Here is a 12,834-nt window from a genome sequence, read left to right on the forward strand (position 1 = left end):
AGAGCGAAAGACCGCTGTTCCTTCCCGCTTTTTCTGAAAACTATGAATATGGAACAGGATATAACCGAAACCGGGGGACGTATCGTAAGGCTGGGACAGCGCTCCAGAAGTGCCCGCGGCCGGCGGCAGGATATTGAGGGGAGAGTGGTACGCTGGATACTCTTCACCTGCGCCCTGGTATCCGTAGCCACCACTATCGGCATCGTCGTCAGCCTGCTTTCGCAGGCGTTCGGTTTCTTCAGGGAGGTTTCCATCTGGGAGTTTCTGACCGGCACCCGTTGGGCGCCAATCCTGGTACCCCAGTCATTCGGCGTTCTGCCCCTGGTAATGGGTACCCTGCTGGTAACGGTAATCTCCGCTGCCGTGGCCCTGCCGGCGGGCATGGCTACGGCTATTTTCCTCTCTGAGTACGCCCCGGACCGAGTACGGCGGATAATCAAGCCGGCTCTGGAATTGCTGGCCGGTATTCCCACCGTGGTTTACGGCTATTTTGCCATCACTTTTGTCAGCCCGCTACTGCAGAAAGTGTTCCCGGATATGCTGATTTTCAATGCCTTGAGCGCCGGACTGGTGATGGGATTGATGATAATACCTATGGTTTCATCCCTGAGTGAAGACGCCATGCTGGCCGTGCCCCGTTCCCTGAGGCAGGGGGCTTATGCCCTGGGGGCTACTCGCCTGGAGGTAGCCATGCGTGTAACGCTGCCGGCTGCCCTTTCCGGCATTATCGCCGCCTTTATCCTGGCCATCTCACGCGCCATTGGCGAGACGATGCTGGTCACCATAGCCGCCGGGGCGACTCCAAAGATGACCTTAAACCCACTGGAGAGTATCCAGACGATGACAGCTTTCATCGTCCAATTGAGCCTGGGGGAGACAGCGCATGGCTCGCTGGAGTATAACACTATTTTTGCGGTCGGCCTTCTGTTATTCATAATGACCCTGCTCATGAACTTGCTGGGACACTGGATAGTCCGCCGCTGGCAGGAGAGGTACTGATGCAGCTAAACACAGACCTTTTCCGGCGCCGTCTACCCTTGCGTAAAGGGGTGGGGTACCTTGTCTATGGTCTCTTCCTGCTGGCCGTGCTGCTGAGTATCGCCGGGCTGATAACCCTGCTGGTCCGGATATTGGCGCAGGGCACGCCCTGGTTAAGCTGGCACTTCCTGACCAGTTATCCCTCCCGCCACCCGGAGGAGGCGGGGCTTCTCCCGGCATTAGCGGGCACAATCTGGCTCATGGGACTGACCGCCCTTTTTACGGTGCCGGTCGGGGTCGGGGCAGCGCTGTATCTTGAAGAGTACGCATCTAAAAACTGGCTGACACGGATGATAGAGGTGAATATTTCCAACCTGGCCGGTGTCCCTTCTATTGTCTACGGACTCCTTGGCCTGACTATCTTCGTCGGCTGGATGAGCCTGGGCCGGAGCCTGATGTCCGGCGCCCTGACCCTTGGCCTGATGGTTCTGCCCATTGTTATCCTGGCATCAAGAGAGGCCATACGCGCTCTGCCCCGGACTTACCGCGAGGCCGCTTATGCCCTGGGGGCCACCAAGTGGCAGGTTATCCGGGGAGTTATCATGCCGGCGGCCTTTCCGGGGATACTCACCGGGATAATCCTGGCCATGTCCCGGGCTATAGGTGAGGCGGCCCCGGTTATAGCCATTAGCGCCCTGGTTTACCTCACCTTCATCCCCGCCAGTCCGTTTGATAGATTTACCGTGCTGCCGATCCAGATATTCAACTGGGTAACGCGACCCCAGGATGATTTCCGTGGACTGGCCGCGGCTGGTATCATCGTCCTGCTGGTGATCCTTCTCTCAATGAATGCCCTGGCCATTTACCTGAGGAATCGCTACCAGATAAGATCGGAGGAATAATGTGACGGAAGCGAATATAATAGAGGTGAACGGCCTGAAAATGTGGTACACCAATTTTCAGGCACTGAAAGATATCAGCCTGACGGTAACCCGGCAACAGGTAACCGCCTTCATCGGTCCTTCCGGCTGCGGCAAGAGTACTCTTCTGCGCTGTTTCAACCGGATGAATGACCTCATCCCGGGAGCGCGAGTAGACGGGAAAATACTTTTTGACAACCAGGATATCTATGCTCCGGGTGTAGACCCCACCGAGATACGCTCCCATATCGGCATGGTATTTCAGAAACCTAATCCCTTCCCCAAGTCTATCTTCGATAATGTCGCCTTCGGACTGCGCACCAACGGTTACCAGGGCAGCCTGGCCGAGGCGGTGGAGTCTTCGCTTAAGCGGGCGGCACTGTGGGACGAGGTAAAAGACCGACTGAACAAAAGCGCCCTGGCCCTCTCCGGCGGTCAGCAGCAGCGGTTGTGCATCGCCCGGGCTATCGCCATCGAGCCGGAGGTCATCCTGATGGACGAACCCTGCAGCGCTCTTGACCCGGTGGCCACCCTCAAGATTGAGGATTTGATGAGAAACTTGACGGAAGACTATACAATCATTATAGTAACCCATAATATGCAGCAGGCGGCCAGGGTATCAGATTCCACCGCCTTTATGACCATGGATACAGACCGGGCGGGGGTACTGGTGGAGTACGGACCAACGTCTGAACTTTTCGCCAATCCCAGGGATAAACGTACGGAAGACTATATTACCGGGCGCTTCGGTTAGAGGCGAGGGGAGGCTTTATAAAATGGAAATAAGGACGGTCTTTCATAAGAAGCTGCGGGAAATCCAGGATGATGTTCTTGCCATGGGGAGCATGGTAGAAAAAGCTATCATCCGTTCCATTGAAGCCCTGAAAGATAGAGACCTGGAAAAGGCTCGCGAGATAATAACCGACGACCGGAAGATAAACAGGAAGCGGTTTGATATAGAGGAGAAGTGTATCCAGCTTATAGCCACCCAGCAGCCCATGGCCGGTGACCTGCGCGCCATTATCTGCGTCCTGAATATAATTACCGAGATAGAACGAATCGGTGATTACGCTGAGGGTATCGCCAAGATTGTAATCTTGATTGGGGATGAGCCTCCTCTCAAGCCGCTGATTGACATACCCCGTATGGCGGAAAAAGCCAATAGTATGCTGCGCCGGAGCCTGGAAGCCCTGATTAACCGCGATGCTGATACCGCCAGGCAAATTGCCTCTGAGGATGATGAAGTGGATAACCTTTACAATCAAGTCTTCAGAGAGCTTCTTACTTTCATGATAGAAGACCCCAAGACCATCACCAGAGCCACCCGGCTTATCTGGGTGGCGCACAACCTGGAGCGCAGTGCGGACAGAGTAACCAACATCTGTGAACGGGTCGTTTATCTGGCAACCGGGAAGATGGAGGAGATTGGAGCGTCGAACTACTGAACGAAAGGGCTATTCGTAAAAAGAGGCTGTCTCTGTTATGGAAAGACCCGATGAATGGACTACTGTTTGTCATCTGAGATGGGTAGTGTCAGGCAGAAGGTTGACCCTTTGCCGGGTGTAGACTCCACCCAGATATGACCTCCGTGAGCTTCCACCAGAATATGGCAGACTTTTAAACCAAGACCCACGCCGGCTATGTCATACTTGTTCTGTACGTCCAGCCGCTGGAAACTCTGGAAAAGTCTGGTCTGGTCCTCGGGTGAAATCCCTATTCCCTGGTCGCTCACTCCGATAAGCAGTTGAGTGTCCCGCTGAGAGCCGAATATTCTGACCTCTCCCCCATCCGGAGAGTACTTTATTGCATTCTCCACCAGGTTATGGAGCACTCTCTCTATCCGGATAGGGTCAATCATTGCCGCCGGCAGCTCAGCAGGAAAATCAACGGTAAGGTGGTGTACCTCAGATACATTTTCAAACTTCTGGATAATGGACTGTATTACGGGCTTGACCTGGGTCTGCTTCGGCTGCAGGTTCAGGCGGTCCGATTGATAGCGTGACAGCTCCAGCAGATTATCAACCATGGCGGCTAAAGCTTCAGCATTGGCGGCGGCGTTATGGATGAGATCTCTCGCCTCTTCGATGGTCACACCATCAGTTGCAGCGACTTTCAGCGCACCGATGATGACCGTAAGCGGTGTTTTAAGCTCATGGGACACCATGCCGATGAACTCGTCCTTGAGAGCTTCAATCTTTTTCGCCAGGCGGAGTTCTTCTTCTCTGGCTCTAAGCTCCTCCTCCGCTTTTCTGCGCTTGCGGCGGTTGGCTGATTCTTCAAGCTCCCTTTCGATTGCCGGGCCCAGGCGTTTGAGGTTATCCTTCATTATATAGTCATGGGCGCCCGCCCTCATCGTTTCAACGGCTGTGTCCTCACCGATTTGCCCGGATACGATAATGAAAGGCAGGTCGAGCCCCTTTTCATGCGATAGCCGCAGAGCATCCAGGCTGCTGAAGCTTGGCATGGAATGGTCGCTGATTATGATGTCCCACGCTTCGGTATCCAGGGCGTCGCTCATCTCACTGGCTGTATCCACTCGCTTGTAGACCGGGGAATAGCCGGCTTTCTGCAATTCCATTATGAGAAGGGCTGCATCCTGCTCCGAATCCTCAACGATAAGTACTCTCAGCGGCTTCATTATTTCCTTGCACCGTTTGGCGCCGGCTGGTTAAGTATAAGCCAGTACAGCCCCAGGTGTCTAATAGCTTCAGCGAACTCGGAGAATTTAACCGGTTTGCGTACAAAGCTGTTGGCGCCAAGGTCATAGCTGGCGACTATATCCTTTTCCTCGTTTGAAGAGGTAAGTACTACTACCGGCATCAGTTTCGTCTTTTCACTGGCGCGCAGGCGGCGCAGCACTTCAAGCCCGTCAACCCTGGGCAGCTTCAGGTCGAGCAACACCACCACCGGCAGGTCCTCGAAGGCGCAGCCGCTCTTGCCATCTTCGCCAAAGAAATACTTCAGCGCCTCAACTCCGTCCTCAACAACCATCAGTCCATTGCTGATGTTTGACTGCAGGAGCGCCCGTTTGGTAAGCTCCACATCTTTGGGATTATCCTCTACCAGAAGTATCCTCTTGTTTTCCAAAAAATCCTCCTTTTTCGCTCTAGCCCAGTGTGAAGTAAAACGTGGTTCCTTCCCCCACCTTGCTGTCCGCCCAGACCTTGCCGCCGTGGCGGTTTATAATGCGCTGTACCGTTGCCAGTCCTATTCCGGTTCCGGCAAACTCGGTTGATTTGTGCAGACGCTGGAACGGTTTGAAGAGTTTGTCAGCATATTCCATATCAAACCCGACCCCGTTATCGCGAATGAAATAGGCCCGCTTGCCGTTCTGCTCCGTAGTGCCCATTTCAATGCAGGGTGAAGAGACCTTGCCGCTGAATTTCCAGGCGTTGCCCAGCAGGTTTTCCAGTACCAGGCGCAACAGGTTGCGGTCACCGTAGGCCGTGATATCAGGCGCGATGTTCAGTATCATCTCCCGGTCAGGTTCGCTCTTTTCGAGTTGTGCCAGGACTTTTTGCGCCATCTCGCTCAGCTTCACCCTTTCGTAATTCATATCGCTCCGCGTCACCCTGGACAGCTTGAGCAGGTCGTCAATCAGCTGCGCCATAAGGTCACTCGATTCCTGTACGTACTTCAGGTACTGCCTGCCCCGGTCATCCAGCTTGTCAGCGTAGTCCTCAAGGAGGGCATTGCTGAAGCCTTCCATGCTCCTTAAGGGTGCTCTCAGGTCATGTGAAACTGAGTAGGAGAAAGCCTCCAGTTCTCTGTTGGATGCTTCGAGTTCGGCGGTACGCTTCCTTACTTCTTCTTCAGCCAGCTTGCGCTCGGTGATGTCATGCACCATGCCGATAGACCGGATGATTTTGCCGCTTTCATCCCTGGTATGCTCGCATTTTTCAGAGACATAGCGTATTTCTCCGCTGTATTTTCTTATAATCCTGTGGTCAACCTCGTAGGTATCTCTTGACTCCCGCAGTGAACTGGAGTAGGCTTCATCCACTGCCGCGCGGTCATCGGGATGCACGGCCTGGAGGAACTCTTCATAAGTCGCGCCGAATTCCTGAGGCTGCAGTCCGAAAATCCGGTAGACCTCGTCAGACCAGATAAGAGTATTAGTGACGATGTCCAGTTCCCAGCTACCGAGGTGGGCGAGTTCCTCTGACCGTTTCAACCGTTCCTCGCTCTCGCGCAGCGCCCGTTCGGCCTGCTTGCGCTCGGTGATGTCGCGTGCGACATGCGTGGAGCCGACCAGCTTTCCCTGATCATCGAAAAGTGGCGTCGTACTCACCAGGAAGTCGCCGCCGAGGCGCGGTTCATGTACTTCGCTCATATGCTCCCGGAGGTCCCCGCAGGTCCGGGAATGCGGGCAGAACTCCGGCGGACACGTTGCCCCGTGGACGACCTCGTAGCAATGCAGCCCCACGCATTTCTCCGGTGTCAGCCCCAGGCGGTCTGCCATCGCTTTATTAGCCCGTATGATTGTATGCTTGTCGTCCAGAATGGAGATGAGGTCCGGGACACTGTCGAAGGTTCGCTCCCATTCCGCTTTCGTTTTTAGCAGGTCGTCTTCAGTTTTCTTCCGGTTCGTGACGTCGCTGAAGGTTACACCGAAAAACCCTTTGTGGGGGCTAAAGGCGGAAACGGAATACCACTTCCCTAATGGCTCCGCATAGCTCTCGAAGCTCATGGGCTTTCCCGTCAGTGCCACCTGGCCGAACTTGCCTATCCAGTCCGTGGGGTCTTTTTCGATGCCAGGAAGAACTTCCGTTACCCTTCTCCCGATGATGGTTTTCGCTTTAAGTCCGGTAAGTTTCTCGAAGGCGTCATTAACCTCAAGAAACACGTAGTCGCAGGGGTTTCCACTGCTGTCCAGCACTATCCGGTGGTAGGCAAACCCTTCCGCCATATGGCGGAAGATGGAATTCAGCTTCTCTTCAGTTATCCTGAGGGCTTCTCTGGCTATCCTGGCCTCTGAACTCTCAATGACCTCCAGTTTACCGGCGTTGCGCACCAGCGCGAACCGGTAATTCTTCATTATCTCCATAAGCCCCGCAGCATCGAACTCGTCGCGCGGGTAAGTGAAGACGGCAATCACGCTGTATCTGCCGATGGTATCGACCTCCGGGTAAGAACGGGAAGTCTTGCCGCCCTTCTTTTCGGAGAGGGCATCGGCGGCGAGCCGGAGGCCGTCAAAGCCGCGAGAGATGGCATTATCGTGCCTTAAGATGATCGTTTCCCCCGGGTTTTTATTCGCAGCATGCCACTGGCTGTAAGGTATTATCTCAATCTGCTGCTTTTCCAGGTACTCCTTGAATCGGGGGACGGCTTTTTCCAGTGCTTTGCGGGCAGCTTCACAGTCCAGGGTGCCGGAGGTAACCCAGATACAATACTCGTTACCCTCCAGTCCGGCCTTGAAATAAGGTACCAGGACATTCAGCAGTTCCTTATCCGTTTGAGAGAAATGGCAGAAGCTGGTACCCCAGGGAACGTCCCCGATTAAGGAAATGCCCGATTTCCGTTTGTCAGAGTACATATTGTCCATATTGTCTCAGGAAACGCTTACCCCTTACGTCTGCGGAGGTGTAGACATGAGCCAGGAGATACGACTGTTACCCAGCCGCAGGTGCGCCGATAAGCTGCCAGGCGCCACGGTTCATCGCCAGCGCAAATTCATGGTTCTTGACGACGTCCAGTATCTCGGCTACGCCGCATTTCTTGAGAGAGTAGGTGCAAAGTACCAGCAGCCTGGTACCGCCGATAACGTTGTTGATTTCCGCCTCATAACTGGCAAAATCATCCCAGTCTTTCTTATTATCGATCCAGTACGGGTTACCGCTAACCCTTAATCCGTCAAAACCCCGTGACAAAGCTCCATCGTGCATTTCCATCCACATATCGAGCGTTCTCTTGAGGTCAAAACTTCCTCCCTTCAGGTACCAGTCCGTGTAGGGGAATATTTCAATCTGTCCCTTGTCAAGGTAGCCGGAAAAGCCCGGCAAGCCTTTCTTCATGGCTCTCAGCGCATCTGCCTCGGTCACGAAATCAGAAGTCACCCAGACGCATAACTCGTTATTCTCCAGGCCGGCCTTGAAATAAGGAACAAGCGTGTCAAGCAAATCTTTCTTGGTTGTGTAGAACTGGCAGAAATGGGTACCCCATGGCAGGTCTCCAACCAGGGTGATACCCGAATTTCTCTTACCTGCAGGTTCCATGTTTATACCTCCGTACTTTAGCTATTCCACCGGTGACGATAAGGATATACCTATATTATTTCAAAATATTGTCATTATATCAAGTTTTATCTGTCTTTACCTTCTGCCTGACAGATTGAACAAGGCTTTGGGAGCCCTTTGATAATTTCTCAAGTTCAAAGATAGCTATTCAGGTGAGGCTATCTCCGGGTAAGCAGGCGAAAGAAGACCTGCTTATCCGGCCCGGCTCAAGGGCATTAAGACGCTATGGTCTGGGACTAGTGTAATGTTTCTAACGATCCGTTATTATGCCCGATAACCATACCGACGAAGCTTGTCCCGTACTCCGACACGGGAGTCGGTATCCAGTTGGGGTGGGGACAGGCCGGATTCCGGCTGAAGTTTATCCCGTACCTGCTACGGGGCCGGAATGGAATGAAATAGGTAAACTAACGCTATTTACAATGCCCTATACCAGGCCTGGAAATAGTCACTGAATAGTGCAAGAAGCGGAAAGTGTGGCTTCAAACCGGGGGGCGGTTAAAGAATCATAATAAAGTTGGAGCGATGGGTATTTTCTTTGCCGCTCCCTTACCGCCGGAAGCTGTCAGTCAATCTGCTATTTCAGCATAAAGGAGGAAAGGAATGGTAAATGGGCTATCAGCCCGCTGAGGTAAGCCAGAGCGACGAATTTCGCCGTCTTTCCAGCCAGAAGAGCTAAAAAAAACCGGGGCAGACGCATTTTAGCCATCCCGGCCAATATTCCGCCCACATCAAAGGGCAGGATAGGCTGAAAGGCAAGCACCCCGATAGCCCACGCCCCGTACTGTTGAATCTTCTGACCCATGTGACTGATGCAGAACCTGTCATTGATACGGCACATGAAAGTCTCAGGCAGAATCATCTTGCGTCCCAAGTATCCGGCCAGATAGCCACTGAGCTCCCCGATGCTGGCCCCCAGACCGGCTGCCAACCCGATGAGAGCCGGGTTCCACAGAGTTGCTGCCGGCAGCATCACGGCCAGGGCAACGGGCGCCGGCGTTACCAGAGATAAATTGGATACCAGGGTGGCGGTGAAAACCACCAGATAAGCGATCCAGGCGGACTCATAGATGGAAAACTGGATTCGATCTGATATCCTGTGGAACAAGATAGTCAGACCTACCGTAAAAGCAATAAAAACCAGCAGGGTAGCAGCGACCTTACCCCATTCCTTCCAGCTTACAGCTCCGAAAGCGGCCAGCTCTGCTCTTAATTTCACATAACTATTCTACATTTATTGCCCCTTATGGGGTAATCCGTACTACTACTTAAGTTCCGGAGGATTTGTCCTTATTTTGTTCAGGCTCTGAGATATTAAAAGGTCGATCCTTTTATGGTTATCAGACGCCGGTTTGGGGTGATTAATGTAACCCGGGAGCACACACTGGTGTGTGCTCCCGGGTTTTGCGGGAAAACCCATCGCGTTATTTCATTATGGTAACGGGTTACGCTGGGCGTCGGTCAGATGGTTAGTCCAGGAGTCCGGCAGTCTCTGCACCCATCCGTGATAAACTATCGGGACGGGCAGCACGCCCTGTCCACCCATACCGGCATTGGAAGTATTCCGAGCTGATGTTTGAGAGGAAAGGGCTGATTCCGCGCTGCAACAGTGCCTCACAACTTTTCCGTAACTGCTGGAGTCCAGTATTTGTCACAGCGAGCGAAACGTATTAAAATAGACCCTACGCAATATTAATTAATTATTTTTTGCCAAAAAGGATGAGTATATCGTATGAAGTTAAAGTTAATTGCCCCGGCTGTACTGGTGAACAGCCGGAAGCTTAAGAAGGTTCTAGTACCGCCGCTGGGTTTGGGGATGGTTGCGGCACTAACCCCGCCAGATGTCGAAGTCTCATTAACCGATGAGAATGTTGCAGCTATTGATTTTCAAGAGGAAACTGACCTGGTAGGAATCACGGTATTGACCATTACGGCACAACGCGCCTACGAGATTGCTGATATCTTTAGATCCAGAGGAGTAAAGGTCGTCCTGGGAGGTATACACGCCAGCTTCCTGCCCGATGAAGCAGGTCAGCACGCTGATGCCGTAGTCATTGGCGAAGCTGAGGAGACCTGGCCCAGACTAATCGCCGACCTCAAGGCAAACAGGCTCCAAAAGAGATACGAGCAAGGTGAGCGATTGCCATTGCATAATTTACCCCTACCCCGCCGGGACTTATTTACCAAAGGGGCCTACTTAATCAAAAACACACTGGCTGCCACCAGAGGCTGCCCGTATTCCTGCTCTTTCTGCTCAGTTTCTTCCTTCTTCGGCCGTACCTATCGCTGCCGTCCTGTAGAAGAAGTCATCAAGGAGCTTGATACCTTTAACGGGGGTAAATACTTTTTTTTCGTTGACGATAATATCATTGGCAATCCTAAATTTGCCAAAGAGCTTTTTCGCTCCATGATTCCCCGCAAAATCAAGTGGTTAGGCCAGGCCTCGGTCACCATAGCCAAGGATGATGAACTGCTGGAACTGGCCGCTGCCAGCGGTTGCATCGGCTTGCTCATCGGATTTGAGTCAATATCCCCGGCCAATCTAGCCGCGGTAGGCAAGAAAATAAATGTAGTAGATGAGTACCAGACGGTGATTAGAAAGATTCACTCCAAAGGAATTGGTATCCACGGCTTCTTCATCATCGGTCTTGACGAGGATACTCAAGATGTTTTTGAGCGCACTGTCCGCTTTGCCCAGAAAATGAAGTTGGAGAGCGCTGGTTTTGCTTATCCGATGCCCCTTCCCGGTACTGACTTCTATAACTCTCTGGACAAAGAGGGTAGGATAATCACCAGGGAATGGTCCAGGTATGCTGATGAGATAGTCTTTGAGCCGAAGCTGATGTCACGGCAGGTATTAAAGAAGGGACATGACTGGGCTTCACAGGAGTTCTTCAAACTACCCTCGATTTGGGAAAGAGTCGGTCTAGCGCGCCGTAATTTAGCCTTGCTTTGGGCAATAAATATCGGTTGGCGGGCACACTATAGCAGGCTTCGCTAGAGGTGGTCATACTTTGAGAATTTGAGCAAGTTATTATAAGTTATTATTAATTTGGAGTTTTGACATGGAACCAACCTGCACAGAATGGACGTAAAGAAATAAAGGCCAGCAGCATCAAAGGTAAAATATAAAGGGAATGATACTACTGAATTGGCAGCGGGGGTTGAGTGTTACACCTCGATTGTTACCAATTCTTCTTCGCTTTGCGGTTCGATAGGAGTGTTGAGCATATCTTCAGCGCCGATTTTCAGAGATTCAACGAGTTTATCCCGGCTTTTTTCTTGCGCGTTAACACCCGGCAGGTCAACAAGCCAGCCTATCCACCAGTTACCGCTTTTTTTAATAACTGCCCTATATTTCATTGAGCTACTCCTCACTTAAGAAAAGGAATTTCAAGGTCCTTGCAAATTTTTCGGGCTAATTCATCAACTATCTCATTATGGCGCGGGACTTCCGTTCTATACTTTCCTCTGTGATAGATACTATGTCTCCGACCCTCTCGCAGGAACAAAGCTCCATTTTCAACCAAATGTTTAATCAGTTCCCTTCTTTTCACGCTAAGAAAGCTTTGCTCGCTGCATTTGTTATAATTATATCATAATTAAGGCAATCAAAAAGTCCGCCTTTTCAGGCGGGCCAAGCTCGAATCACTTGTTAGCCCGCACTGGAAGCATTCCGAACTTTTCTTTGAGAAGAAACATCTCATACCGAGCCTACAGCAGTTGCTTGCTTGAATATCAGACCTCATTTATAATAAACATCAAATGGACAAGGATTATATTCTTAAAGAAATAGACCGCACCGCCAAAGCAAATAATGGTATTCCTTTGGGAAGGCTCAAATTTGAGAAGGAAACTGGTATTAGATATTGGGACTGGTGGGGAAAACATTGGACAAGATGGAATGACGCACTTGCCGAAGCTGGATACCCGCCCAATACGCTTCAATTAGCTTACGACGAAGAAGCATTGATTGAGCAGATAATCTCTCTAATAAGAGAAATAGGCAAATTTCCGACTGTTGGAGAACTTAGAATGAAGGCTCATAATAGTAAGGGTTTCCCCGCTCATAACACAATACACAGCCGTCTAGGCAGACAATCTGAACTACCCAAAAGAATCCTGGCGTATTGTGCAGATAATCCTGAGTATTCGGATGTAGCAGACATCTGTAAAAAAGCTGTATCAATATCAGGAGCTTCTACCGAGCAGTTTCCAAAAGACTCAGATATTGAATTTGGTTATGTATACCTGATGAAATCGGGACGTTTTTATAAAATCGGTAATAGTAAAAACGTTGAAAGACGTAATTATGAAATCGGTATCAAGCTTCCCGAAGACTTAACGGTATTACACAAAATAAGAACCGATGACCCTGTTGGAATAGAGAATTATTGGCATAACAGATTTAAGGACAGGAGAAGACAAGGCGAATGGTTTGACCTTTCAATAAAAGATGTGTCAGCCTTCAAGAGAAGAAAGTTCATGTGAGGTTCCCTTCAATAACTGACACAAGAGCTTGAAAGCAAAAGGCGCAGCTAAAAAGCTGTGCCTTTTTCAATTCCAATTGGTAGCCCACATTGGATTCGAACCGGGATGGGGTGCAAGAGGGTCGTGCCGGCTACCTGGCTCTGGGATAGGAGCCCAGTACCTTCATGAACAGGGCTGCCTTTTCCAGTTTCTCCATGGCTTCCTGAATC

At 51.4% G+C, this 12,834-nt stretch carries 12 protein-coding genes; 6 read left to right on the plus strand and 6 right to left on the minus strand.

Annotated elements, in window-relative coordinates; genetic code table 11:
- From pstC to phoU, 4 genes are all read left to right on the plus strand, one after another.
- Nucleotides 1-999 (plus strand): phosphate ABC transporter permease subunit PstC (gene pstC, locus Q8Q07_04180; GenBank protein ID MDP3879489.1); only part of this gene is annotated, 999 nt, incomplete at its 5' end.
- Nucleotides 999-1,880: a phosphate ABC transporter permease PstA gene (pstA, locus tag Q8Q07_04185; protein MDP3879490.1), complete on the plus strand. Its 882-nt coding sequence runs from the start codon at nt 999-1,001 to the stop codon at nt 1,878-1,880. The genes pstC and pstA, both read left to right, overlap by 1 nt.
- A 1-nt stretch (nt 1,881) precedes the next feature.
- On the plus strand, nt 1,882-2,652 hold the full coding sequence (gene pstB / locus Q8Q07_04190; protein ID MDP3879491.1) for a phosphate ABC transporter ATP-binding protein PstB: 771 nt from the start codon (nt 1,882-1,884) through the stop codon (nt 2,650-2,652).
- 22 nt (nt 2,653-2,674) lie between these two features.
- Nucleotides 2,675-3,343, plus strand: a complete 669-nt coding sequence (gene phoU / locus Q8Q07_04195; protein MDP3879492.1) for a phosphate signaling complex protein PhoU — start codon at nt 2,675-2,677, stop codon at nt 3,341-3,343.
- 59 nt (nt 3,344-3,402) lie between these two features.
- On the opposite strand, the gene Q8Q07_04200 is transcribed toward phoU, so the two are convergent.
- The 5 genes from Q8Q07_04200 to Q8Q07_04220 form a co-directional block, all read right to left on the minus strand.
- Nucleotides 3,403-4,536, minus strand: a complete 1,134-nt coding sequence (locus tag Q8Q07_04200; GenBank protein MDP3879493.1) for an ATP-binding protein — start codon at nt 4,534-4,536, stop codon at nt 3,403-3,405.
- A complete protein-coding gene (locus tag Q8Q07_04205) occupies nt 4,536-4,985 on the minus strand; it encodes a response regulator (GenBank protein ID MDP3879494.1) in 450 nt (149 codons plus the stop codon). The genes Q8Q07_04200 and Q8Q07_04205 overlap by 1 nt, the downstream gene beginning before the upstream one ends.
- Nucleotides 4,986-5,004: 19 nt before the next feature.
- Nucleotides 5,005-7,443 (minus strand): PAS domain S-box protein, encoded by a 2,439-nt coding sequence (locus Q8Q07_04210; protein ID MDP3879495.1) that lies wholly within the window; start codon nt 7,441-7,443, stop codon nt 5,005-5,007.
- A gap of 67 nt (nt 7,444-7,510) precedes the next feature.
- Nucleotides 7,511-8,113: an MEDS domain-containing protein gene (locus tag Q8Q07_04215; protein ID MDP3879496.1), complete on the minus strand. Its 603-nt coding sequence runs from the start codon at nt 8,111-8,113 to the stop codon at nt 7,511-7,513.
- Between the two features lie 598 nt (nt 8,114-8,711).
- Nucleotides 8,712-9,353 carry a VTT domain-containing protein gene (locus Q8Q07_04220; protein ID MDP3879497.1) on the minus strand — a complete coding sequence of 214 codons (642 nt, stop codon included), beginning with the start codon at nt 9,351-9,353 and terminating at the stop codon, nt 8,712-8,714.
- Between the two features lie 513 nt (nt 9,354-9,866).
- Between Q8Q07_04220 and Q8Q07_04225 the strand changes: the two genes are divergently transcribed.
- Nucleotides 9,867-11,135, plus strand: a complete 1,269-nt coding sequence (locus tag Q8Q07_04225) for a radical SAM protein (protein MDP3879498.1) — start codon at nt 9,867-9,869, stop codon at nt 11,133-11,135.
- A gap of 170 nt (nt 11,136-11,305) precedes the next feature.
- Here Q8Q07_04225 and Q8Q07_04230 read toward each other — a convergent pair whose 3' ends face one another.
- Nucleotides 11,306-11,497, minus strand: a complete 192-nt coding sequence (locus Q8Q07_04230) for a hypothetical protein (protein MDP3879499.1) — start codon at nt 11,495-11,497, stop codon at nt 11,306-11,308.
- Nucleotides 11,498-11,899: 402 nt separating this feature from the next.
- Between Q8Q07_04230 and Q8Q07_04235 the strand changes: the two genes are divergently transcribed.
- Nucleotides 11,900-12,625 carry a GIY-YIG nuclease family protein gene (locus Q8Q07_04235; GenBank protein MDP3879500.1) on the plus strand — a complete coding sequence of 242 codons (726 nt, stop codon included), beginning with the start codon at nt 11,900-11,902 and terminating at the stop codon, nt 12,623-12,625.
- Nucleotides 12,626-12,834: the final 209 nt, after the last annotated feature.

It is taken from the genome of Dehalococcoidales bacterium, assembly GCA_030698765.1.
In the GTDB taxonomy this organism is placed as follows: Bacteria; Chloroflexota; Dehalococcoidia; order Dehalococcoidales; family UBA2162; genus JAUYMF01.